The sequence below is a fragment of the Sinorhizobium meliloti genome, from assembly GCF_017876815.1.
Lineage (GTDB): Bacteria > Pseudomonadota > Alphaproteobacteria > Rhizobiales > Rhizobiaceae > Sinorhizobium > Sinorhizobium meliloti.
Genome location: NZ_JAGIOS010000001.1, coordinates 1412483 through 1437194 on the forward strand (window position 1 = coordinate 1412483; position 24712 = coordinate 1437194).

Below are 24712 nucleotides of genomic sequence, written 5' to 3' on the forward strand. Positions count from 1 at the left end.
ATGTCGTTTCTGAAGATCACCAATCTGCGCAAATCCTACGGTGCCCTCGAGATCTTGAAGGACATCAACCTGGAGATCGAAGAAGGCGGCTTCCTCGTGCTGGTCGGCCCCTCCGGCTGCGGCAAGTCGACGCTTCTGAACACGATCGCCGGCCTGGAGCCGATCACCTCGGGCGACATCGCCATAAACGGCCGCTCGGTTTCGGGGCTGCACCCGTCGAAGCGCGACATCGCCATGGTCTTCCAGTCCTATGCGCTCTATCCGAACATGACTGTGGCCGGGAACATCGCCTTCGGCATGGAGATCCGCGGCGTGCCGAAGGAGGAACGCGAGAAGGCGATCAAGCAGGTGGCCGACATGCTGCAGATCGGCCATCTGCTCGACCGCAAGCCGAGCCAGCTTTCCGGCGGCCAGCGCCAGCGCGTGGCCATGGGCCGGGCGCTGGTGCGCAATCCCCAGGTCTTCCTCTTCGACGAGCCGCTCTCGAACCTCGACGCGAAGCTTCGCGTCGACATGCGCACCGAGATCAAGCGGCTGCATCACCGCATGAAGACGACCATCGTCTATGTGACGCACGACCAGATCGAGGCGATGACGCTCGCGACCAAGATCGCCGTCCTGAAGGACGGCGTGCTGCAGCAGTTCGGAACGCCGGCGGAGATCTACAACAACCCCGCCAACATGTTCGTTGCCGATTTCATGGGATCGCCTGCGATGAACCTGCTCAAAGCGCAGATAGAGACCGCAGGCTCGCAAGTCTCGGTGACGCTGGCGCGGCCGAATGCCGAACCCTTGAGACTCGCCGTGCCGCATAACGGCGCGCTCTCCGCCTATGCCGGCAAGGAGGTGGTCTTCGGCATCCGTCCGGAAGCGCTCACCGACCCGGACGGGGCGGACCGCAATGCGCAATTCGTCGCCGAAGGCGAATGCCTGATCGAGGTGGTCGAGCCGGCCGGCTCCGATACCTTTGCCGTCACGAGGCTCGGCGGCAAGGAAATCGTCGCAAGGCTCAGGGCCGATGCGCGCATCGCGCCCGGCCAGACGTCACGGCTCGCCTTCAACCTCGACAAGGCCGTCTTCTTCGACCCGCAAAGCGAAAAGCGGATTGCATGAGGAAGACGATGGAGAGCCAGCCGGATATCGTCATCATCGGATCGGGAGTCGGCGGCGCAACGGTCGCTGCGGGCCTTGCTGCCTCGGGCGCCGAGATACTGATCCTCGAAGCGGGCTCGCATATCGAGGACCTGCCGGTCAATCGCGACCAGCGGGCGATCTTCCAGCGCGGCCATTTCCGCCCGAAGGAGACCTGGTACGAGGCCGGCGGCCCCGGCTTCAATCCCGGCAATTACTACAATGTCGGCGGCAATTCGAAGTTCTACGGCGCGGTGCTGACCCGCTATCGCCGGGAGGATTTCGAGGAGATGCAGCATCGGGACGGCGTCTCCCCGGCCTGGCCCTTTTCCTATGAGGAGCTCGAGCCGTGGTATTCCAGGGCAGAGCAGCTTTACCAAGTGCGAGGCAAATTGGGCGAGGACCCGACGGAGCCCGCTCATTCGAGCGGCTATCCCCATGGCCCGGTGCCGGACGAGCCTGCGATCGCCATGGTCCGCGAGCGCCTGGCCGAGATCGGCCTCCATCCCTATTCGCTGCCGCTCGGCGTCGATATCGAGCGCTGGCTCGCCAAGGGCAAGACGCCGTGGGACGCGCATCCGAACTCGTCCGACGGCAAGATGGATGCCGAAACGGCGGCGCTGGCGGCGGCGCTGAAATTTCCGAATGTGCGGCTGCAGACCGGCTCGCGAGTGACCCGGCTCGTAACCGGGCCGGACGGCAAGGCGATCGAAACCGTGCTCTACGCCAGGGACGGGGCAGAGCACAGTCTTTCGCCGAAGCTCGTCATCCTCTGCGCCGGCGCGGTGCAGTCGGCCGTACTGCTCCTGCGCTCGGCCGACGACAGCAATCCGACCGGGCTTGCCAACCGGTCCGATCAGGTCGGCCGCAATTTCATGAACCACAATTCGAGCGCCGTCATCGCGCTCAGCCCCTGGTACCGGAACGACTCGGTCTATCAGAAGACCTTCGGCCTCAACGACTTCTATCTCTCCGACGGTGCGGGCGGGCCGCCGCTCGGCAATGTCCAGCTTCTCGGCCGCATTTCCGGCGCGATACTGAAGGCGAACATGCCGGCAATGCCGGAATGGCTGCTAAACCGGGTGTCCGCCCGCGGCATCGACTTCTACGCCATGAGCGAGGACCTGCCCTCACCGGAAAGCCGCGTCATGGTCGACGGCGAGCGCGTTGTGCTGAAATGGGTGCGCACCAATTGGCAGGCCCATCTCGACCTCGTCGCCAGGCTCAAGGCGGTGCTGAAGAAAGCCGGCTTCCCGATCGTGCTCGCACGGGCCTTCGACAAGCGGACGCCCTCGCACCAGTGCGGCACGGTCCGGATCGGCAATGATCCCGGCCAGGCGCCGCTCGACGTCTATTGCCGCGCCTTCGATCATCCGAATCTCTTCGTCGTCGATGCCGGCTTCCTGCCGACCTCCGCCGCCGTCAATCCGGCGCTGACCGTCGCGGCACAGGCGCTGCGTGTCGCCGACCATATCGTGAAACAGGATCTGCGGCCATGACCCAGAAGGCACGCCCCGTCGCGATCGTCACCGGCGGCCGCCGCGGCATCGGGCTCGGTATCGCCCGGGCACTCGCGGCGAGCGGCTTCGACATCGCCATCACCGGCATTGGCGATGCGGAGGGTGTCGCGCCCGTAATCGCCGAGCTCAGCGGGCTCGGCGCCCGGGTGATCTTCCTGCGCGCCGATCTTGCCGACCTTTCGAGCCATCAGGCGACCGTCGACGCGGTCGTCGCGGAATTCGGCCGGATCGACTGCCTCGTCAACAATGCCGGCATCGCCTCCATCGTGCGCGACGATTTTCTCGATCTGAAGCCGGAGAATTTCGACACGATCGTCGGCGTCAATCTGCGCGGCACGGTGTTTTTCACGCAGGCCGTTTTGAAGGCGATGCTGGCGAGCGACGCTCGAGCGTCGCGCTCGATCATCAACATCACCTCGGTCTCGGCCGTGATGACGTCGCCCGAGCGGCTCGACTACTGCATGAGCAAGGCGGGGCTTGCGGCCTTCAGCCAGGGCCTGGCGCTGAGGCTCGCCGAGACCGGCATCGCGGTCTTCGAAGTCCGTCCCGGCATCATCCGCTCGGACATGACGGCTGCGGTTTCCGGCAAATACGACGGTCTGATTGAAAGCGGTCTGGTGCCGATGCGGCGTTGGGGCGAACCCGAGGACATCGGCAATATCGTCGCCGGCCTCGCCGGCGGGCAGTTCGGTTTCGCCACAGGCTCTGTCATCCAGGCGGATGGAGGGCTCTCGATCGGGCGGTTGTGAATTTTCCTCTCGCCGGTCGTGAGATTTGCCCCTCACCCTAACCCTCTCCCCGCAGGCGGGGAGAGGGGACGTGCGCCGACGAGATGGTGGCGAGTGGTTGCCGCGAGTCCCTTCTCCCCGCCTGCGGGGAGAAGGTGGCGGCAGCCGGATGAGGGGCCCGATAGCTGATACCGCGCCCGAAGCGCGTGACTTTGAGGACATGTGAATGACCTACGACTACATCATCACGGGGGCCGGTCCGGCCGGCTGCGTGCTCGCCAACCGCCTGAGCGAGGACCCGGACGTCAGGGTGCTGCTGCTCGAAGCCGGCGGCGGCGACTGGAATCCGCTGTTCCACATGCCGGCCGGCTTCGCCAAGATGACCAAGGGGGTCGCCAGCTGGGGCTGGCACACGGTGCCGCAGAAGCACATGAAGGGCAGGGTGCTGCGCTATACCCAGGCCAAGGTGATCGGCGGCGGTTCTTCCATCAATGCACAGCTCTATACCCGCGGCAATGCGGCCGACTACGACCTGTGGGCGAGTGAGGAGGGCTGCGCCGGCTGGGACTATCGCAGCGTGCTTCCCTATTTCAAGCGCGCCGAGGACAATCAGCGCTTCGCCGACGACTATCATTCCTATGGCGGTCCGCTCGGCGTTTCCATGCCGGTTTCGGCGCTGCCGATCTGCGACGCCTATATCCGCGCCGGCCAGGAACTCGGCATTCCCTACAACCACGACTTCAACGGCAGGCAACAGGCGGGCGTCGGCTTCTATCAGCTGACGCAGCGCAACCGCCGCCGGTCCTCCGCCTCGCTCGCCTATCTGTCGCCGATCAAGGATCGCCCGAATCTGACGGTTCGCACCGGCGCCCGCGTCGCGCGCATCATGCTCGAGGGCAGGCGCGCCGTCGGAGTGGAAGTCGTGACGGGGAGGGGCAGCGAGATCATCCGCGCCGATCGCGAGGTGCTGGTCTCGTCGGGTGCGATCGGTTCGCCGAAACTGCTGTTGCAGTCCGGCATCGGCCCGGCCGATCACCTTCGTTCCGTCGGCGTCGAGGTCAGGCACGATCTCCCCGGTGTGGGCGGCAATCTCCAGGACCATCTGGATCTCTTCGTCATCTCCGAATGCACCGGCGATCATACCTATGACGGCGTCGCCAGGCTGCACCGCACGCTCTGGGCCGGGCTGCAATATGTGCTCTTCCGCTCCGGCCCGGTCGCTTCGTCTCTCTTCGAGACCGGCGGCTTCTGGTATGCCGATCCGAATGCCCGCTCGCCGGACATCCAGTTCCATCTCGGTCTCGGTTCGGGCATCGAGGCCGGGGTCGCGCGGCTCAAGAATGCCGGGGTCACACTCAATTCCGCCTATCTGCACCCGCGCTCGCGCGGCACCGTCCGGCTCTCCTCGGCCGACCCGGCGGCAGCACCCCTGATCGATCCGAACTACTGGGAGGATCCGCATGATCGGCAGATGTCGCTCGAAGGTTTGAAGATCGCGCGCGAAATCATGCAGCAGCCTGCGCTGAAGCCGTTCGTCCTCGATGAACGTTTGCCCGGCAACGGCATCCGCACCGACGAGCAGCTCTTCGACTATGGCTGCGCCAACGCCAAGACCGACCACCACCCGGTCGGCACCTGCAAGATGGGGACCGACGCGGCGGCGGTGGTCGACCTGGAGCTCAAGGTTCGCGGGATCGAGGGCCTGCGCGTCTGCGACAGCTCGGTAATGCCGCGGGTCCCATCCTGCAACACCAACGGCCCGACGATCATGATGGGCGAGAAGGGGGCCGACATCATCCGCGGATTGCCGCCGCTGCCCCCGGCCGTGTTCCAGCACGAGCGCAACGACGCGCGCCCGCGGGCGCGCGCGGAGGTCCGCTGAAGGAGCGATCGGGCGTTGCAGTTTCGGGCGGCCGTTCGAAAAATCGTTGCGGCGGCTGAAGGCGGCGTCCAAGGTGCCTTCGTCCTTATCCAGAAATCCCGGTCTGATTCCATGACGTCAATAGAGCCGCGCCCTTTTCTCATATCCCTCTTCGAGGCCGCCGTCGCCGCGGCCGATCCTGAAGCAGCCATTCGGGCGCATCTTCCGGCGCGGCCGAAGGGCCGCACGATCGTGGTCGGCGCCGGCAAGGCCGCGAGCCAGATGGCGGCCGCTTTCGAGCGGCTCTGGGACGGGCCGCTCGCAGGCGCCGTCGTTGCCCGCCACGGGCCCGTCGAGAAATGCGGGCGGATCAGGGTCCTGCAGTCGGCTCACCCGGTGCCGGATGAGGCGGGGCTTGCCGCCTCCGCGGCGCTTCTCGAAACGGTCGGCGGACTGACGGCGGATGATCTCGTGGTGGCGCTCATCTCCGGCGGCGGCTCGGCTCTGCTGCCGGCCCCGCCCGGCGGCTTGACCCTGGAAGACGAGATCGCCGTCAACAAGGCGCTGCTTGCCTCCGGAGCGCCGATCTCCGCCATGAATGTGGTCCGCAAGCATGTCTCGCGGATCAAGGGCGGGCGGCTTGCACTTGCCGCCGCGCCGGCGCGGGTCGTGAGCCTCGTCGTCTCCGACGTGCCCGGCGACAATCCGGCCTTCGTCGCCTCGGGCCCGACGGTTGCCGACCGATCCAGCCTCGAAGAGGCGCGCGAGATCGTCGCGCGATACGCTATCGCCCTGCCCGAACGGGTGACGGCGCATCTCGCTTCCGATGCGGCGCGAGCACCCCGGCCCGACGATGCTGCATTCGCCGGCAACGAAGTCCACGTCATCGCCTCGGCGAGCGTTTCGCTGGAAGCGGCGGCGGCACGGGCGCGGGAAAGCGGCATCGAGGCGATGATCCTGTCGGATGCGATCGAAGGCGAGGCGCGCGACATCGGCCGCATGCATGCGGCGCTCGCGCGGGAAGTGGCCTCGCGCAACCGTCCCTTTTCGAAGCCGGTCGTGCTGCTTTCCGGCGGCGAGACGACGGTGACGATTTCCGGCGAACGTTACGGTAAGGGCGGACGTAACAGCGAATTCCTCCTGTCGCTCGCGCTCGACATCGACGGTATCGGTGGTATCGATGCGCTTGCCGCCGACACCGACGGCATCGACGGATCCGAGGACAATGCCGGCGCCTTTGCCGACGGCGCAAGCATTGGCCGGATGCGGGCGGCAGGCGCCGATCCCCGTTCGCATCTCGCAGGCCATGACGCCTGGACGGCCTTCGCGGCCAGCGGCGACCTCTTCGTGCCCGGCCCGACGGGGACGAATGTCAATGATCTGCGGGCGATCCTGATACGCTGAACTTCTGGAAGGGGATGGCACGGCCTGAAATTGCCCCTCCCAAACGTGGGGAGGGGTCATTCCGCGCGCGAACCGCTGTTACTTCACCCGCTTCAACGCATCGGCAAGGATCGAGACGATCTCGCCGAAATGCTGCTTTTCCGCGATCAGAGGCGGCGAGAAGGCGATGATGTCGCCGGTGACGCGGATCAGCAGGCCCCGCTCGAAACAATCGACGAAGACGTCATAGGCGCGAGCGCCGGGCGCGCCGTCGCGCGACTGGAGCTCGATGCCGGCGATGAGGCCGATGGTGCGGATGTCGATGACGTGCGGCAGGCCTTTCATGGAATGCATCGCCTCGTGCCAGTCGCCCTCGATTTCGGCGGCGCGCGTCATCAGGCCTTCGTCGCGATAGATGTCGAGCGTGGCGATGCCGGCGGCACAGGCGGCCGGATGGCCGGAATAGGTATAGCCGTGGAAGAGCTCGATCTGGCCTTCGGGGCCGTGCATCAGCGCGTCGTGCACCTTGCGGCTGGCAAAGACAGCGCCCATCGGGATCGCACCGTTGGTAAGCCCCTTTGCGGTGGTGACGATGTCCGGCGTGACGCCGAAATAGTCGGTCGCAAAGGCCGCACCGAGCCGGCCGAAACCGGTGATCACCTCGTCGAAGATCAGGAGAATGCCGTGCTTGTCGCAGATCGCGCGCAGCCGCTCGAGATAGCCCTTCGGCGGGATCAGCACGCCGGTCGAGCCGGCGACTGGCTCGACGATGCAGGCGGCGATCGTCTCGGCGCCGTGGAGCGCCACGAGCCTTTCGAGGTCGTCGGCAAGCTCCGCACCATGCTCCGGCTGCCCTTTGACGAAGGCGTTCTTCGCCGGATCATGGGTGTGGCGCAGATGGTCGGACCCGGGAAGCTGCGGGAAGACGCGGCGGTTGTTGACGATGCCGCCGACGGAGATGCCGCCGAAGCCGACGCCGTGATAACCGCGTTCGCGGCCGATGAGGCGGGTGCGCGTGCCTTGGCCGATCGAACGTTGATAGGCAAGTGCCATCTTCAGCGCGGTGTCCACGGATTCCGAGCCCGAGCCGGTGAAGAACACCCGGTCGAGCTTGGTGCCAGCCGGGCCGGGCGCGATCTCGGCCAGCCGCTCGGCGAAGTCGAAGGCGATCGGATGACCCATCTGGAAGGACGGCGCGAAGTCCATGGTCGAAAGCTGCCGCTCGACCGCGGCGGCGATCTGCCGGCGGCCGTGCCCGGCATTCACGCACCAGAGGCCGGCGGTGCCGTCGAGAACCGTCCGGCCGTCGACGCTGGTGTAGTGCATGCCCTCGGCGGCGGCGAGCAGCCGGGGTGCCGCCTTGAACTGGCGGTTGGCGGTGAAGGGCATCCAGTAGCTGTCGAGAACCGGAGCGTTGGGCTTGTTGTGGGCGTTCATGGCATCCTCCTGTCGTTAGCCGATTGACGCCATGATTTGGATTTCCGAACAAGTCCTTTTCTAAGGTCATCTAAGCCGTTGTATTTGCACGAGGGAGTTTGATAGAGTTTCGCTATTTCAAACAACATCAACACCGGAGTTCGCTATGAGCGTCGATATCGGCAGCCGCCTGCGGCAGGTGCGGCTGAGGCACAAGCTTTCCCAGCGCGAACTCGCCAAACGGGCGGGGGTTACAAACTCCACCATCTCGCTGATCGAATCGAATGCATCGAACCCCTCGGTCGGGGCGCTGAAGCGTATCCTCGACGGTATACCGATCGGGCTTGCGGAGTTCTTCTCCTTCGAGCCGGAGAAGTCGCGCAGGGCTTTCTATGCGGCGGAGGAACTGGTGGAGATCGGCAAGGGACCGATCTCCTATCGCCAGATCGGCGACAACCTTTTCGGCCGCAGCCTTCAGATCCTGAAGGAGTGCTACCAGCCGGGCGCGGATACCGGCAAGGTGCCGCTGGTGCATGAGGGCGAGGAAGGCGGCATCGTGCTTTCAGGCCGGCTCGAAGTGACCGTCGATGACGAGCGGCGCATCCTCGGGCCGGGCGACGCCTATTATTTCGAAAGCCGGCGGCCGCACCGCTTTCGCTGTATCGGACCGGTGCCCTGCGACGTGATCAGTGCCTGTACGCCGCCGACGTTTTGAAGGGGAAAGAACGCCCCTCATCCGCCTGCCGGCACCTTCTTCCCCGTTCTGACGGGGAGAAGGGACAAGCGGGCTACTCCCCTTCCTGCCGAAGCCGTTGCGGTGTTACGAGCGAGCGCCACGAGTCCCTTCTCCCCGTGGAACGGGGAGAAGGTGCCGGCAGGCGGTTGAGGGGCAATTCGAGCCGCTCACGAAAGCCGCTCGCAAGCCGCAGCGATTCGTTCGAGCGCCTCCTTCAGCTCCGCCTCCGATGTTGCATAGGAGATGCGGAAAAAGGGTGAGAGGCCGAAGGCCGAGCCCGGGACGACGGCGACATGGGCGTCTTCCAGAAGATAGGCGCAGAAGTCCGTATCCGTTTTGATCCTCTTGCCTGATGGCGTCACCTTGCCGAGCACGCCGGCGCAGCCGGAGAAGGTGTAGAAGGCACCCTCGGGAACGCGGCAGTCGAGGCCGTCGATCGCGTTCAGGCCGTTGACCACGAGATCGCGGCGGCGCTGGAAGCTCTCGGTTCGTTCTTTCAGGAAGTCCTGCGGCCCGTTGAGCGCCGCGACCGAAGCCGCCTGGCTTATCGAAGAGGGGCATGAGGTCGCCTGGCTCTGGACGACGGCCATCGCCTTGATGAGCTCGCGCGGGCCACCGGCATAGCCGATCCGCCAGCCGGTCATCGCATAGGCCTTCGAGACGCCGTTTACGGTCAGCGTGCGGTTCTTCAGGCCCGGCTCCAACTGCGCCGGGGTGACGAAGCGGAAACCGTCATAGACGATGTGCTCATACATGTCGTCGACGAGCAGCCAGACATGCGGGTGCCTCAGAAGTACCTCGAGCAGCGGCCGGTAGTCGGCCGCACTGTAGGCGGCGCCCGACGGATTGGAGGGCGAGTTCAAGAGCACCCATCGGGTCCGCGGCGTGATGGCCGCCTCAAGCTTTTCCGCCGTCAGGCGGAAACCGGAAGATGCGTCGCAGGCGATCAGGACCGGCTTGCCCTCGCAGATATGGACAATGTCCGAATAGGAGGTCCAGTAGGGCGTCGGAATGATGACCTCGTCGCCCGGATCGAGCGAGGCCATCATGGCGTTGAAGAGGATCTGCTTGGCGCCGGTCGCGACCGTGATCTCGTCCAGCTCGTAGGCCAACCCGTTCTCGCGCTGGAATTTCTCGCGGATCGCCTTCTTCAGTTCCGGCGTGCCGTCGAGTGCGGTGTATTTCGTCTCGCCGCGGTGAATCGCATCCGAGGCGGCCTGCTTCACGTGTTCCGGCGTGTCGAAATCCGGCTCGCCGGCGCCGAGGATGATCACCGGCTTGCCTTCGCGCTTCATGGCGGCGGCGCGGGCGCCGATCTTCAGGATTTCCGAAACTCCGATCGAGGAAATCCGCGAGGCGGGCTGAAAGCCCGCCTCCTTGACCGTTGCATTGATGGTCATGGCCGATCCTGTTCGATTATTCGATGTCGAAAGAGACGCCCTGCGCCAGCGGCAGAGCCTTCGAATAGTTCACCGTGTTGGTGGCGCGCCGCATATAGGCCTTCCAGGCGTCGGAGCCGGATTCTCGGCCGCCGCCGGTCTCCTTTTCGCCGCCGAACGCGCCGCCGATCTCGGCGCCGGAGGTACCGATATTGACGTTGGCGATGCCGCAATCCGAGCCGTCGGCTGCGAGGAAGCGTTCCGATTCCTGCATGTCACGGGTGAAGATCGAGGAGGAAAGCCCGGCGGCAACCGCATTGTGCTCGGCGAGCACCGCGTCGAAGTCGCTGTACTTCATGACGTAGAGGATCGGCGCGAAGGTTTCCTCGAGAACCGGGCCTTCCTGCTTCGGCATTTCGACCAGTGCCGGCTTGACGTAGTAGCCGTTCTCGTGGCCGAGCTCGACGCGCTCGCCGCCGGTGACGGCTCCGCCATGGTTCTTTGCCTCGGCGATCGCCTTCTGCATCCCGTCGAAGGCCGCCTTGTCTACGAGGGGGCCGACGAGTGCGGCCGATTCCAGCGGGTTGCCGACCGAAACCGACTGATAGGCTTTCTTCAGGCGCGGCACGAGCTGGTCGTAGACGCTTTCATGGACGAAGAGGCGGCGCAGGGTCGTGCAGCGCTGCCCGGCGGTGCCCATAGCGCCGAAAGCAATGGCGCGCAGCGCCATGTCGAGATCGGCGGACGGGCAGACGATGCCCGCATTGTTGCCGCCGAGTTCCAGGATCGCACGGGCGAAGCGCTTGGCAAGCCGCGGACCGACCTCGCGGCCCATGCGGGTGGAGCCGGTCGCCGAAACCAGCGGCACCTTCGGATGGTCGACGAGAACCTCGCCGATCGCCCGGTCGCCGATCAGGACCTGCGACAGGCCTTCCGGAGCGTCGCCGAAACGGGCGATGGCGCGTTCCAGGATCGCCTGGCAGGCGAGCGCGGTAAGCGGCGTCTTTTCCGACGGCTTCCAGACGACGGCGTCGCCGCAGACGAGCGCGAGCGCTGCATTCCAAGACCAGACCGCGACGGGGAAGTTGAAGGCGGAAATGATGCCGACGACACCGAGCGGGTGCCAGGTTTCCATCATCCGGTGGCCGGGACGCTCGGTGGCGATCGTCAGGCCGTAGAGCTGGCGGGAAAGGCCGACGGCGAAATCGCAGATATCGATCATCTCCTGCACTTCGCCGAGGCCCTCGGACGGGATCTTGCCGGCTTCGATCGAGACGAGGCGGCCGAGATCGGCCTTGAAGGCGCGCAGTTCCTCGCCGAGAAGCCGGACGAGTTCGCCGCGCTTGGGCGCCGGTACGAGGCGCCAGGCGCGGAAAGCCTCGTCGGCCTTCTCGATCTTGCCGGCGGCTTCAGCGGCAGATACGGTCTTGAGACTTGCGATCTTCTCGCCGGTGACCGGGCTGAAGGACGGCATGTCGCCGCCGGTGTAGAGGTCCTTGGCGACGCCCATTTTATCGAGGAGCGCGGCTGCCTCGCTCGCGACATCGATTTTCTTGGCTGCAATGTTCATGTGGTGACTCCCGTCTTGTAACTGGCGCGATGACCTAACCGAAGCGCACGCTGCCGAGCTTGCCCGGCGAGGTGAGCGTCTTGAGGCCGGCCGCCATGTTCTTCAGTTTTTCCGGCGTGTAGAGATCGTAAAAAGCCTGGTTGCGGCGGCCGAGCGCATGTTCCGCGCTGAAGCTGCCGTGATATTGCTCGACCGCCACCGCAAAGACCCATTCGCGCAGTCGCTGCTCGAAGGTCGCATCGGCCAGTAGCGGACTATCCTTGGCGACGACCAGGTTGAAGTGAACGCCGCCGTCGCCGATATGGCCGAAATCGCAGACCGTGACGCCCGGAAATTTTTCCGGCATTTCCGTCTTCATATGGTCGCAGAAGGCCATGATGTCACCCCTGCGGAAGGAGAGATCGAAGGCGATCAGCTTGCCGAGGTGTTTTACGCCCTCCGAAAGCGCATGGCGCAGCGCCCAGATCTCGTGCGGCGGGCCGACGAGTGCATCGGCGAGCAGTACCTCTTCCATCTCCCATATCTCCGCGAGCACGCTTTCGAGAACCGCGTCGAGCGGCTGCTCGCCTTCGCGCGGGCTCGAGGTGCGGGAGATTTCGGCGAGGATCACGTAGTCGGGGACCTTGCCGCCTTGGAAGGGGTTTTTCAGCGCCGGCACATGGGCGAAGGCCGCGGCGATCGCGTTCCTCGACATTCCCTCGAAGGCCGAGAGATAGGCGCCGAGCCGCTCTTCCATGGCCTTCAGGAGCGGCAGGACATGCGCGCCGCTCGCCGGCACGAGGAAGGCGGTCGCCGTCTGCTTCGGCAGGCGCTCGAGATTGAGCACGCATTCGGTGACGATGCCGAAGGCGCCCGAGGTGCCGATGAAGATCTGCTTCCAGTCGACGCCGGTATTGTTCTTGCGCAGGTCCGAGCCGAGGTCGAGCACCGTGCCCGCCTCGTCGGCGAGGACCACTTTCAGACCCAGCGTGTTGCGGCGCACGTCGCCATATTTGAGGAAGCGCGAGCCGCCGGTATTGGTGGCGATCATGCCGCCGATCCGCGGGTCGGCGCCGAGATCGATCGGGAAGAACAGGCCGTGTTCCTCCAGGCGCCGATTGAGCTCGGACAGGCGGAAGCCGGCATCGACGCGCACGGAGCGATTGTCGAGGTCGAGCGCGAATTGGCGGGTCAGCCGGTCGAGGCTGACAACGACCTCGCTGCCGGACTCGTCCGGCGTCGATCCCGAGACGAGGCCCGTATTGCCCGACTGGGGGATGAGGGCGATGCCGCTGCGGACGCAGTAACCGACGGCGGCCGAGACCTCTTCCGTCGTTACCGGACGCAGGACGGCCGCCGCGCGGCCGCGGTCGTAGCGTGCGCCGGCCTCGTAAGCCTCCATGTCCTCCCGACGCGTGACGACGCCCTTGTCGCCAAGGAGCTTCGTCAATGCGTCGATATGGTGCTCGTCAATCATCGCCGGCGTATCACTCCGCTGCCATGGCGGCGGTAAGCGCCTTGAGGCAGCCTTCGATCGATGCCTGCTCGATGCCGGCATAGTGATCGAATTCGTTGAGCACGGCGACGCCGAGATCGGTCTCGAAGCGCTTCTGGTTCGGGCTCGCTTCGAATTCCTGCTGCGCACCGTCGCCGAGGTTCGACTGGAAGATACCGGCGGCGCTGACGGGAAGGAAGTCCTCATAGACGATCGGATCGAATTGAACGAGGCCGTCGGCGATCAGGGAATTGAGATCACGCCGGCCGGGCAGCTTCGTCCGCCGGCCCTTATCCGTCAGGGAGTAGCTGAAATAGCCGAGGCCCGCCTCGCGGAGCTCCGCCCAGCTGTCGGGGAACGCCTCGAAGACCTGGGCCAAGGCCGCTTCGTATTCCCTGGCGTTTGAACCATCGGCGGCCGGGCGTACGATCTTGCGCGATTCGTCGAGCAGCCGGTCGTAGAGACCTCGGCCCTTAGGCGTCAAAGCGATGCCGCGCTGCTCGATCTCGCCGAAGCGGGCGGTATGCGAGCCGGTCTTCCAGCTGCCGTCGGAGTCGCGGAAGGAAACCGGCTCTTCGAGCGCCTTGAAGGACGTCTGGCGAAGCAGGACCGGGCATTTGCGTGTCGGCGGTCCTTCGACGACGGCCTTCGGGGCAATGCCATATTCCGGCATCAGCGCCTGGACGCGGTCGATGTCGAGCGTCCGTGGCGTCAAATGGTTGATATGCGGCCCCTTGAAGGAGACCACGTCGGCGATCAGCCGGTGCGCATCGTGCAGGCGCTCGTACATGCCGGCGCTGACATTCGCCTCGTCGTGCCAGCGGAAGGTCTCGAGCACTTCGGCGACGAAACGCTCGGCATCGGCCTTGTCGAGGCCGCCGTCCCGCTCGGCCTTTTCGGTAAGCTCGACCGCACCGGATGTAAAGATCCGGCGCTCTTTCAGGATCGCCTCCGCCTCGGCGCGAAGGGCCTCGTCGGAAATGAGGTCGAGCCTCAGAAGCGAGGTGAAGACGCGGAAGGGGTTGTGCTTCAGAGCCGCGTCGCCCACCGGCCGGAAGGCCGTGGAGTGGACCGGCACCCCGGCGGTCGACAGATCGTAGTAGCCGACCGGATACATGCCCATCACGGCAAATACCCGGCGCATCATCGAAAGCTCCGCCGGCGTGCCGAGACGGATCGCGCCGTGACGCTCCTCGGAAATGCGTTCGAGCGAATCGGTCGCTTCCAGGCGCCCCTTCAGGGTGGCGTCGGCCGAGAGCGTTTCGCCGTTGACCCTGGCGACGAGCTCCATCAGCGTGCCGTAGGCCGGCACTTCCTCGCGGTACATCAACGACATCGCAGCGGAAAAGGCCGAGCGAATATCGTCGGCGGATACGAAACTATTCTCTTTCACTGGGGCTCGCCTCGCGCTATGGATGAAGGACAAGGTCATTCTTAATTCTGATCATATCGGAAGGCTCTGAGCTTGGATCGCGCTGCTTCTGACTATGTTGATGCGAGGCTGGAATGAAGTTGAGCCGCCGACTGGTTCCCGACGTGACGACGCTGCAGGCCTTCGAATGCGCGGCGCGCCACGGCAGTTTCACCCAGGCCGCCGCGGAGCTCAATCTCACGCAGAGCGCCGTCAGCCGGCAGATCAAGGATCTCGAGAACCAGCTGGGCGTGCTGCTCTTCGAGCGGGTACGCCAGCGGGTCATTCTTTCCGATGCGGGGCAGAAATTCCTGCCGGAAGTGCGCCGGCTTCTGAACCAGACCGAAGAGCTGATGGTGCGCGCCATGGCGTCGGCGCGGGCCGACTCGAGCCTCTCCATCGCATCGCTTCCGACCTTCGGCAGCCGCTGGCTGGTGCCTCGCCTGCCCGATTTCCTGAGGCGCCATCCGGGCACCGTCGTCAATATCGCCTCCCGCTCTGAGCCGTTCGATTTCGAAGAGCAGAACTTCGACCTCGCCATCCATTACGGCCAGCCCGTCTGGGCGCGGGCCATTTGCAACTACCTCTGCAGCGAAGTCATCGTGCCGGCAGCCAGCCCGGCCCTTCTTTCGGTACATCCGGTGGAGGCGCCTGCGGACATCGGCGGCGCCCCGCTGCTGCATCTGGCGACGCGGCCCAAGCTCTGGGCGCAATGGTTCGAGGCAAACGGCGTCGAGCAGGACGGCGCCTATCGCGGCAACCGCTTCGATCAATTCTCGATGGTAATCGAGGCGGCGACTGCAGGTCTCGGTTTTGCCCTTTTACCTCGCTATCTGATCGAGCAGGAACTTACCGCAGGCACCCTGCGGATCGTTCTCGATCGACCGATGCAGACGGAGAACAGCTATTATCTCGCCATTCCGGAAGGCAAGCTCGAAAATCCGATCAGCCGCGCTTTCCGGGAGTGGATCACCGAACAGGTCGGTTGATCGGTCGCGGTGACAAGCCCCGGTCGAGGGCCTGCGGATCTCAGACTGCGGATATGATGCCGCTTACACCAGGAAGGGGCGGATTTTGACAGAGATATCCATCGAACCGAGGGAGCTTGCCGGCTGGCCCGGCTCCGCGCGGTGCGGGTCTCCGGAGCCGGCTGCGGGCGATGCTCGCATTCCTTGCAAGCTGCTGACATCACGGCTAAAAAATGCCATCTTCATGCACCACGCGGCCGTGAAATCCAGCGCGCCGCCGGCTTTGCGTTCGGCGCCTGCCTTCACCGATACTCTCTTCCCGGGACGATGACGGCGAAGGAGGGCACATGACCGTGTCTAGAAACGTGCCGGCGCCGTCTGCATCCTCGGGGTCGCAGCCACACCGGCAGAACAACGACAACCGGGCCGATCAGTCCCGAGTGGAACCAGAATCCGTACCCATGCTCCAGAACACAACGCAGTCCAATTTACCGCGCGAACCGGAAGCGAAGCAGATCGATTACAACGATTCGATCCGCTCGACCTATTTCTCGATAGACGACCTGCGAGCATGCGGCGCGAGCCTCGCCGAAAAAGGCACATCCGCTCTGCCGGGCTTCTTTCCTTTCGAATTTCGCGCCCGCCACCGGGAGAACGAAAAGGAAATCCTGCGCGTCTACCGGGCGACCGCGGCCGACGTGGAAGCCGGCGCCTCGATTACGCCTGCAGCCGAATGGCTGCTCGACAACCACCACGTCGTCGAAGAGGCGATCCAGGAGGTACGGCGCGACTTTCCGCGCCGGTTCTACCGGCAACTGCCGACCCTCTCGGTCTCCGGAACCGTCATCCCGCGCACGATGGCGCTTGCCTGGCTTTACGTTGCCCATACCCATAGTACCGTCACGCGGGAAAGCATCACCGCGATGGTGGAGGGCTTCCAGGAGCACGAGACCCTCAAGATCGGCGAGTTGTGGGCGCTGCCGTCGATCCTGCGTTTCGTCCTCATCGAAAATCTGAGGCGCATCGCCATCCGCGTCGAGCGCTCGCGCGGCATGCGGCGGAAGGCGAACGAGGTCGCCGACCAGCTCATCCGGCTGAACGATCCGGAAGGCTGCCGGACACTTCTGGTGGAGTCCGAGGCGCTCGCCGCCGACAACACCTTCATCGCACAGCTCCTTTACCGCATGCGTGACGGTTCGCAGAGCTCGGGTGCCGTCATCGCCTGGATCGAGGAGAGGCTGGAGAGGCGCGGCACCGATGTCGAGGAGGCGCTGGTAGCGGAGCAGAACCGCCTTTCGTCCGGCAACGCGACGATGAGCAATATCATCCGCAGCCTGCGCGAGATCGACGACACGGACTGGGCCGTCTGGTTCGAAAGCGTCAGCAAGATCGATGCGACGCTGCGCGAAGGGTCCGACTATGCGGCGCTCGATTTCGGATCGCGCAACACATATCGCGACACGATCGAGAAGCTCGCCCGCCGCTCCGGCCACAGCGAGCACGAAGTCACGGAGATCGCGATCGAGATGGTCGAGGAGGCGAAGGCCGCCGCGGCCGTCGAAGCGCCTCTGCAGGAGCCGAATGTCGGCTCCTTCCTCGTCGGCAAGCAGCGCCTGGCGCTCGAGAAGAGGATCGGCTATTCGCCCTCGATCTTCCAGCACCTCATCCGGTCGGTGCGCAAGCTCGACTGGTTCGCCATAGCCGGGCCGAACATTCTCTTGACGATCCTGGCGATGATCGTCGTCTATGCCTTCGTCAGCCCGATGGATATTCCGAGCGGCGCGAAGCTGATCATGCTCCTGCTCTTCGCGCTGCCTGCCTCCGAAGGCGCGATGGGCCTGTTCAACACGGTCTTCACGCTGTTCGCCAAACCCTCGCGGCTCGTCGGTTACGAGTTTCTCGACGGAATACCCGAGGACGCACGCACGCTGGTCGTGGTGCCTTGCCTGATTGCCAAGCGCGACCATGTGGACGAGCTCGTGCGCAACCTCGAGGTTCACTATCTCGCCAATCCGCGCGGCGAGATCTATTTCGCGCTCTTGAGCGATTGGGCCGACAGCAAGTCGGAGGAGGCGCCCGCCGACACGGATGTCCTGGAATATGCCAAGCGCGAGATTGCGTCTCTCTCTGCCCGCTATGCCTATGACGGCAAGACGCGCTTCTTCCTGCTGCACCGCCGCCGCCTCTACAACGAGGCCGAGGGCGTGTGGATGGGATGGGAGCGCAAGCGCGGCAAGCTGCACGAGTTGAACCTGCTGCTTCGCGGCGACCGCGATACCTCCTTCCTTCAGGGCGCCAACATGGTGCCGGAGGGCGTGCAATATGTGATGACGCTCGACTCCGACACGCGTCTCATGCGCGACGCGGTGACCAAGCTCGTCGGCAAGCTCTATCACCCGATCAACAGGCCGGTCGTCAATCCGAGGACACAGGAGGTCGTGACCGGCTACAGCCTCCTGCAGCCGCGCGTGACGCCGTCGCTCACCACCGGCAGCGAGGCCTCGGCCTTCCAGCGCATCTTCACCATCAATCGCGGCATCGACCCTTACGTCTTCACCGTTTCGGACGTCTATCAGGACATTGCCGGCGAAGGCAGCTTCACCGGCAAGGGCCTCTATCATGTCGACGCCTTCGAGGCTGCTCTCAAGAGCAGGATCGAAGAAAATGCGGTGCTCAGCCACGACCTTCTCGAAGGTTCCTATGCGCGTTGCGCGCTGGTCACCGACATCGAGCTCGTCGAGGATTTTCCGATCCGCTACGAGGTCGAGATGTCGCGCCAGCATCGTTGGGCGCGAGGCGACTGGCAGCTGCTGCCGTATATCTTCAATCCGAAGAACGGCCTGTCGATGCTCGGGCGCTGGAAGATGTACGACAATCTGCGCCGCTCGCTCATTCCGGTCGCCTGGCTCGCCGCCTCGGTCATGGGCTGGTACTACATGGAGCCGACCCCGGCGCTGATCTGGCAGCTCGTGCTGATTTTCAGCCTGTTCGTCGCGCCGACGCTGTCGCTGATTTCCGGGATCATGCCGCGGCGCAACGACATCGTCGCGCGTGCGCATCTCCACACGGTGCTGTCGGACATCCGCGCCGCAAACGCGCAGGTCGCGCTGCGCATCGTCTTCATCGCCCATAATGCCGCGATGATGGCGGATGCGATCGTGCGCTCGCTCTATCGCACCTTCGTCAGCCGCAAGCTTATGCTCGAATGGCGCACCGCCGCGCAGGTGCAGAGCGCCGGCCATGGTTCGATCGGCGACTACTTCCGCGCGATGTGGACGGCACCGGCGCTTGCGCTCGTGTCGCTGGCGCTTGCAGCCATCTCCGATACGGGGCTGCCCTTCATCGGGCTGCCCTTTGCCCTTATCTGGGCCGCCTCGCCGGCGGTTGCCTGGTTCGTCAGCCAGTCCGCCGAGACCGAAGACCAGCTCGTCGTTTCCGAGGAGGCGATCGAGGAGATGCGCAAGATCGCCCGGCGGACATGGCGCTATTTCGAGGCGTTCGTCACTGCCGAGCAGAACTTCCTGCCACCGGACAACTTCCAGGAAACGCCGCAGCCGGTGCTCGCGGAGCGAACCTCGCCGACGAATATCGGCGTCTATCTCCTGTCGGTCATGTCGGCCCGGTCCTTCGGCTGGATCGGTTTCGAGGAGACGATCACGCGCCTCGAGCAGACGATCGCCACGATCGACCGCATGCCGAAATATCGCGGCCATCTCTTCAACTGGTATCGCACGCGCGGCCTCGAACCGATGGAGCCGCGCTATGTCTCCTCGGTCGACAGCGGAAACCTCGCCGGACACCTGATCGCGGTCTCGTCCATGTGCCGCGAATGGGCCGAAGCGCCCTCCGCCCACGTCCAGGGCAATCTCGACGGCATCGGCGACGTCGCGGCGATTCTGAAGGAGGCGTTGAACGAGCTTCCCGACGATCGCAAGACCGTACGGCCGCTCAGGCGTCTGGTCGAGGAACGCATCGCCGGCTTCCAGAATGCACTTGCGGCGGTTAAGCGCGAGCGCGAATTCGCCTCCATCCGGGTGATCAACCTCGCGGTGCTCGCACGCGACATGCACAAGCTGACGGTCAATCTCGACCATGAGGTGCGCACCGTCCAGAGCGGCGAAGTGGCGACATGGGCGGGCTCGCTGGTGGCAGCCTGCGAGGCGCATATCGCCGACGGCGTCTTCGACCTCGGTGCCATCGAGGCTCTGCGCCAGCGTCTGCTGGTGCTCAAGGAGCGCGCGCGCGACATCGCCTTCTCGATGGACTTCAGCTTCCTGTTCCGGCCGGAGCGGCGGCTGCTGTCGATCGGCTACCGGGTCAACGCCAATGAGCTCGACGAGGCCTGCTACGACCTGCTCGCCTCCGAGGCGCGGCTGACGAGCCTTTTCGCGATCGCCAAGGGGGATCTGCCGACCGAGCACTGGTACAAGCTCGGCCGCCCGATCGTGCCGATCGGCGCGCGCGGTGCGCTCGTCTCCTGGTCGGGCTCGATGTTCGAATATCTGATGCCCCCGCTCGTCATGCAGGAGCGGCAGGGCGGCATCCTCAACCAGACCAACAATCTGGTAGTCCAGGAGCAGATCAATCACGGCCGGCGGCTCGGAACGCCCTGGGGCATTTCCGAGGCGGCCTTCAATGCGCGCGACCACGAGCTGACCTACCAGTATACGAACTTCGGCGTGCCGACGCTGGGCCTGAAGCGCGGCCTCGGGCAGAACGCCGTCATCGCGCCTTACGCGTCCATTCTCGCCTGCATGTACGATCCGAAATCGGCGCTCGCCAATCTGGCGCGGCTCCGGGAGGTCGGTGCGCTTGGGGCCTACGGCTATCACGACGCCGTCGATTTCACGCCGACGCGCGTGCCGGAAGGCCAGAAATGCGCCGTCGTGCGCAACTATTATGCCCATCATCACGGCATGTCGGTCGCCGCGGTCGCCAATGTCGTCTTCAACGGGCAGCTGCGCGAGTGGTTCCACGCCGATCCCGTCATCGAGGCCGCCGAACTCCTCCTGCAGGAAAAGGCCCCGCGTGACATCCCGGTCATGGCAGCCAAGCGCGAGCCGGAAGCGCTGGGCAAGGGCCAGGCCGATCTCCTGCGCCCCGAAGTCCGCGTCGTCGAAGACCCGATCAATCAGGACCGCGAGACGGTGCTTCTGTCGAACGGTCACTACTCCGTCATGTTGACGGCGACCGGGGCGGGCTATGCCCGCTGGAACGGCCAGTCGGTCACGAGATGGACTCCGGACCCGGTAGAGGACAGGACGGGGACCTTCATCTTCCTTCGCGACACGGTGACGGGCGACTGGTGGTCGGCCACGGCCGAGCCCCGGCGTGCGCCGGGCGAAAAGACCGTTACCCGCTTCGGCGACGACAAGGCCGAATTCGTCAAGACCGTCGGCGATCTGACAAGCGAGGTGGAATGCATCGTCGCGACCGAGCACGATGCCGAAGGCCGCCGGGTTATCCTGCTCAACACGGGCACGGAGGACCGGTTCATCGAGGTGACCTCCTATGCCGAGCCGGTGCTTGCGATGGACGATGCCGACAGCTCGCACCCGACCTTCTCGAAGATGTTCCTGCGCACCGAGATCAGCCGTCACGGAGACGTGATATGGGTCTCGCGCAACAAGCGAAGCCCCGGCGATCCGGACATCGAGGTCGCCCATCTCGTCACCGACAATGCCGGCAGCGAGCGCCACACGCAGGCGGAAACCGATCGCCGGCGCTTCCTCGGCCAGGGCCGCACGCTTGCCGAGGCGGCCGCATTCGACCCGGGCGCCACGCTTTCCGGCACCGACGGCTTCACGCTCGATCCGATCGTGTCGCTCCGCCGCGTCGTACGCGTGCCGGCGGGCAAGAAAGTGAGCGTCATCTTCTGGACGATCGCCGCCCCGGACAGGGAAGGCGTCGACCGGGCGATCGACCGCTACCGGCATCCGGAAACCTTCAATCACGAGCTCATCCATGCCTGGACCCGCAGCCAGGTGCAGATGCGCCATGTCGGGATCACCTCGAAGGAGGCCGCGAGCTTCCAGATGCTCGGCCGCTATCTCGTCTATCCGGATATGCACCTTCGCGCCGACGCGGAGACCGTCAAGACCGGGCTCGCCTCGCAATCGGCGCTGTGGCCGCTGGCGATCTCCGGCGATTTCCCGATCTTCTGCCTCAGGATCAACGACGACGGCGATCTCGGCATCGCCCGCGAGGCCTTGCGGGCGCAGGAATATCTGAGAGCTCGCGGCATCACCGCCGATCTGGTGGTCGTCAACGAGCGCGCCTCCTCCTACGCGCAGGACCTGCAGCACACGCTCGACTCGATGTGCGAGAATTTGAGGCTTCGCGGCCTTTCGGACGGCCCGCGCCAGCACATATTTGCGGTGCGCCGGGACCTTATGGAACCGGAAACCTGGTCGACGCTGATCTCGGCATCCCGCGCCGTCTTCCATGCGCGCAACGGCACGATCTCGGATCAGATAGCCCGCGCCACATCGCTCTACTCCAAATCTTCCGAAAAGAAGGAGGAGGGCGCCGAGATGCTGCTGCCGGTGATACGGGAGGCCGACGCGCGGACGGCGGTCGAACTCGATGGCGGCGACCTGGATTTCTGGAACGGCTTCGGCGGCTTTGCCGAGGACGGCCGAGAATATGCCGTGCGGCTGCGCGGAGGCGAGGCGACGCCGCAGCCCTGGATCAACGTCATCTCCAACGAGCAGTTCGGCTTCCATGTCTCCGCCGAGGGTGCGGCCTTCTCCTGGAGCCGCAATTCGCGCGACTATCAGTTGACGCCCTGGACCAACGACGCGGTCGTCAATCGTCCGGGCGAGGCGATCTTCGTGCGCGACATGGCAAGCGGCGCGGTGCTGACGCCCTATGCCGCACTGTCGCGGCGCAAGTCCGCCCTGTTCGAAACGCGTCACGGCCTCGGCTATTCGCGCTTTCTCAGCACACAGGACGAGCTCGAGATCGAGGCCATGCATACGGTCCACAGGACCTTGCCGGCCAAGCTCGTACGGCTGACGATCCGCAACCGCAGTTCGGCCGCGCGCAAGCTGCGCGTCTACGGCTATGCGGAATGGGTGCTCGGCAACAATCGCAGCCGTACCGCGCCCTTCGTCCTCAGCGAGTGGGACGAAAGCGCGAAGACGCTCGTCGCCACCAATCCCTACAGCATCGATTATCCGGGCCGGTGCGCGTTCTTCGCCAGCGACGGCGATATCGCCGGCTATACGGCGAGCCGGCGGGAATTCCTTGGCCGGGCCGGAGGAATCCTCGCGCCGCAGGCAGTGATATCAGGCGCCGAGCTCACCGGATCGACGGATGTGGACGGGGATGCCTGCGCGGCGCTCGCGACGGATATCACCGTCGAGGCGGGCGTGGAGCGACAGGTCACCTTCTTCCTCGGTGATGCCGACAATCCCGATCAGGTGCGAGCCGTCCTGGAGGAACTCAGGGCGGACAGTTTCGGCGCCGCGCTCGAGGCGGCGAAGGCGTTCTGGGGTGATTTCACCGGGGTCGTGAAGGTGGAGACGCCCGATCGGGCCTTCAACCACATGATCAACCACTGGCTGCCCTACCAGGCGCTCGGCTGCCGGATCATGGCACGCTCGGCCTTCTACCAGGCAAGCGGTGCCTTCGGTTTCCGCGATCAGCTGCAGGACACGCTCGCCTTCCTCATCCATCGGCCGGCGCTTGCCCGTGCGCAGATTCTCAATGCCGCGGCGCGGCAGTTCGTCGAAGGCGACGTGCAGCATTGGTGGCTGCCCGGAACGGACGCGGGCGTCCGCACGATGATCTCGGACGACGTGGTGTGGCTCGCACACGCGGTTGCGCATTATTGCGCCGTCACCGGCGAGGAAGACATCCTCAAGGAGAAAGTTCCCTTCATCACCGGGCCGGCTCTGGAAGAGGGCCAGCACGACAGCTTCTACAAGCCGGATGTGGCCGACGAGGTGGGCGACGTCTACGAGCATTGCGCCCGTGCGCTCGATCTCGCCATCCACCGGACCGGTGCCAACGGTCTGCCGCTCATTCTCGGCGGCGACTGGAACGACGGCATGAACCGGGTCGGGGAGGCCGGGGAGGGCACGAGTGTCTGGCTCGGCTGGTTCCTGGCCGGCACCCTGCGCGCGTTCCTGCCCTATGCCCGTGCCCGGAAGGACAAGCCGCGCGTGGCGCTATGGGAGCGGCATCTCGAAGCACTGAAGGATGCGCTCGAACAGGCAGGTTGGGACGGCGACTACTATCGCCGCGGCTATTACGACGACGGCACGCCGCTCGGATCGGCGGAGAACGGCGAGTGCCGCATCGATTCGATCGCGCAATCCTGGAGCACACTTTCGGGAGAGGGCGACAAGGAGCGCTCGCTGCGCGCAATGGATGCCGTGATGGCGGAGCTCGTCGATCCCGAAAAGCGCATCGTCCGGCTGTTCACGCCGCCGCTCGAGACGACGAAGCAGGACCCGGGCTACATCAAGGCCTATCCCCCGGGCGTGCGCGAGAACGGCGGTCAATATACCCACGCGGCCACCTGGGTGGTGCTGGCATTCGCTGCTCAGGAGCGGGCGGAGGAGGCCTGGCGCACCTTCCGCATGCTCAACCCCGTGTCGCATGCTCTCAGCCAGGTGGACGCCGAGCATTATCGTGTCGAGCCCTATGTGGTTGCTGCCGATATCTATGGTGAGGGCGCGCTTGCCGGCCGCGGCGGCTGGACCTGGTACACGGGCTCCGCCGGCTGGCTCTACCGCGCCGGCGTCGAAGGGATCCTCGGCATCCGCAAGAGAGGCGACAAGCTCTTGATCCGCCCCGTCCTGCCCTCCGAATGGCCGGGCTATTCGGCCGAAGTGCGCGTGAACGGCACCACGCACCGGATTTCCGTCAGCCGCGATTCAAAAAGTGGTGAACCGGTCGTAAGTGTAAATAATAGTGTCACAAAAAACGCGCATGAAGGGGTTTTGCTGTAGCTGCCGGATTTGAAGCATGAGCTGAACCGGCTTTGTATCCGTCAGGGCAAGGCCGGTTTTTGTTTGCTCAGGTTCGTCATTCATCATGGCGTCGGCGCGGCCCGGATTGTCCCGGCACGGCGGCGCCGGTCTCAACAGGGGTGGGGCGGGGCGCCAAATCCCGGATATCGACGCG

The 24712-nt window shown here is 65.0% G+C and carries 14 protein-coding genes; 8 read left to right on the forward strand and 6 right to left on the reverse strand.

What is annotated here, in order from left to right:
* From JOH52_RS06675 to JOH52_RS06695, 5 genes are all read left to right on the forward strand, one after another.
* Entirely contained in the window at positions 1–1113 is a 1113-nt protein-coding gene (locus JOH52_RS06675; protein ID WP_003535873.1) for an ABC transporter ATP-binding protein, read from the forward strand.
* Entirely contained in the window at positions 1110–2630 is a 1521-nt protein-coding gene (locus JOH52_RS06680) for a GMC oxidoreductase (protein ID WP_015445683.1), read from the forward strand. Before JOH52_RS06675 ends, JOH52_RS06680 begins: the two co-directional genes overlap by 4 nt.
* A complete protein-coding gene (locus JOH52_RS06685; RefSeq protein WP_010970553.1) occupies positions 2627–3400 on the forward strand; it encodes a 3-ketoacyl-ACP reductase in 774 nt (257 codons plus the stop codon). The genes JOH52_RS06680 and JOH52_RS06685 overlap by 4 nt, the downstream gene beginning before the upstream one ends.
* A gap of 205 nt (positions 3401–3605) precedes the next feature.
* Positions 3606–5261: a GMC family oxidoreductase gene (locus tag JOH52_RS06690; RefSeq protein ID WP_010970552.1), complete on the forward strand. Its 1656-nt coding sequence runs from the start codon at positions 3606–3608 to the stop codon at positions 5259–5261.
* Positions 5262–5276: 15 nt separating this feature from the next.
* The gene (locus tag JOH52_RS06695) at positions 5277–6644 is read left to right on the forward strand and encodes a glycerate kinase type-2 family protein (protein WP_010970551.1); all 1368 of its coding nucleotides are present in this window, start codon (positions 5277–5279) and stop codon (positions 6642–6644) included.
* A 78-nt stretch (positions 6645–6722) separates the two neighbouring features.
* Here the strand turns inward: JOH52_RS06695 and aptA are convergent, their stop codons facing one another.
* Entirely contained in the window at positions 6723–8060 is a 1338-nt protein-coding gene (gene aptA / locus JOH52_RS06700) for an omega-aminotransferase AptA (RefSeq protein WP_107010566.1), read from the reverse strand.
* Between the two features lie 145 nt (positions 8061–8205).
* Between aptA and JOH52_RS06705 the strand changes: the two genes are divergently transcribed.
* Positions 8206–8754 carry a cupin domain-containing protein gene (locus JOH52_RS06705; protein WP_010970549.1) on the forward strand — a complete coding sequence of 183 codons (549 nt, stop codon included), beginning with the start codon at positions 8206–8208 and terminating at the stop codon, positions 8752–8754.
* A 188-nt stretch (positions 8755–8942) separates the two neighbouring features.
* Here the strand turns inward: JOH52_RS06705 and JOH52_RS06710 are convergent, their stop codons facing one another.
* The 4 genes from JOH52_RS06710 to hglS are packed head-to-tail and all read right to left on the reverse strand — an operon-like array spanning position 8943 to position 14591.
* Entirely contained in the window at positions 8943–10175 is a 1233-nt protein-coding gene (locus JOH52_RS06710; RefSeq protein ID WP_013844934.1) for a pyridoxal phosphate-dependent aminotransferase, read from the reverse strand.
* A 16-nt stretch (positions 10176–10191) separates the two neighbouring features.
* Complete coding sequence (gene amaB / locus JOH52_RS06715) at positions 10192–11724, reverse strand: L-piperidine-6-carboxylate dehydrogenase (RefSeq protein ID WP_010970547.1); 1533 nt, start codon at positions 11722–11724, stop codon at positions 10192–10194.
* 34 nt (positions 11725–11758) lie between these two features.
* On the reverse strand, positions 11759–13180 hold the full coding sequence (locus JOH52_RS06720; RefSeq protein ID WP_010970546.1) for an FAD-binding oxidoreductase: 1422 nt from the start codon (positions 13178–13180) through the stop codon (positions 11759–11761).
* A gap of 10 nt (positions 13181–13190) precedes the next feature.
* Positions 13191–14591, reverse strand: coding sequence for a 2-oxoadipate dioxygenase/decarboxylase HglS (gene hglS / locus JOH52_RS06725; protein ID WP_010970545.1), 1401 nt, complete (start codon positions 14589–14591; stop codon positions 13191–13193).
* Positions 14592–14704: 113 nt separating this feature from the next.
* Here hglS and JOH52_RS06730 point away from each other — a divergent pair, with 113 nt between their 5' ends.
* Positions 14705–15598 (forward strand): LysR family transcriptional regulator, encoded by an 894-nt coding sequence (locus tag JOH52_RS06730; RefSeq protein WP_003535214.1) that lies wholly within the window; start codon positions 14705–14707, stop codon positions 15596–15598.
* 63 nt (positions 15599–15661) lie between these two features.
* On the opposite strand, the gene JOH52_RS06735 is transcribed toward JOH52_RS06730, so the two are convergent.
* A complete protein-coding gene (locus JOH52_RS06735; RefSeq protein ID WP_003535216.1) occupies positions 15662–15883 on the reverse strand; it encodes a hypothetical protein in 222 nt (73 codons plus the stop codon).
* 155 nt (positions 15884–16038) lie between these two features.
* Between JOH52_RS06735 and ndvB the strand changes: the two genes are divergently transcribed.
* Entirely contained in the window at positions 16039–24537 is an 8499-nt protein-coding gene (gene ndvB / locus JOH52_RS06740; protein ID WP_017275331.1) for a cyclic beta-(1,2)-glucan synthase, read from the forward strand.
* The last annotated feature ends 175 nt before the right edge of the window (positions 24538–24712 follow it).

Excerpts from the sequence above, each read along its gene's own strand:
- JOH52_RS06675 (WP_003535873.1), top strand. The coding sequence starts at position 1 with ATGTCGTTTCTGAAGATCACCAATCTGCGCAAATCCTACGGTGCCCTC.
- JOH52_RS06680 (WP_015445683.1), top strand. The coding sequence starts at position 1,110 with ATGAGGAAGACGATGGAGAGCCAGCCGGATATCGTCATCATCGGATCG.
- JOH52_RS06685 (WP_010970553.1), top strand. The coding sequence starts at position 2,627 with ATGACCCAGAAGGCACGCCCCGTCGCGATCGTCACCGGCGGCCGCCGC.
- JOH52_RS06690 (WP_010970552.1), top strand. The coding sequence starts at position 3,606 with ATGACCTACGACTACATCATCACGGGGGCCGGTCCGGCCGGCTGCGTG.
- aptA (WP_107010566.1), bottom strand. The coding sequence starts at position 8,060 with ATGAACGCCCACAACAAGCCCAACGCTCCGGTTCTCGACAGCTACTGG.
- JOH52_RS06705 (WP_010970549.1), top strand. The coding sequence starts at position 8,206 with ATGAGCGTCGATATCGGCAGCCGCCTGCGGCAGGTGCGGCTGAGGCAC.
- JOH52_RS06710 (WP_013844934.1), bottom strand. The coding sequence starts at position 10,175 with ATGACCATCAATGCAACGGTCAAGGAGGCGGGCTTTCAGCCCGCCTCG.
- amaB (WP_010970547.1), bottom strand. The coding sequence starts at position 11,724 with ATGAACATTGCAGCCAAGAAAATCGATGTCGCGAGCGAGGCAGCCGCG.
- JOH52_RS06720 (WP_010970546.1), bottom strand. The coding sequence starts at position 13,180 with ATGATTGACGAGCACCATATCGACGCATTGACGAAGCTCCTTGGCGAC.
- JOH52_RS06730 (WP_003535214.1), top strand. The coding sequence starts at position 14,705 with ATGAAGTTGAGCCGCCGACTGGTTCCCGACGTGACGACGCTGCAGGCC.
- ndvB (WP_017275331.1), top strand. The coding sequence starts at position 16,039 with ATGCTCCAGAACACAACGCAGTCCAATTTACCGCGCGAACCGGAAGCG.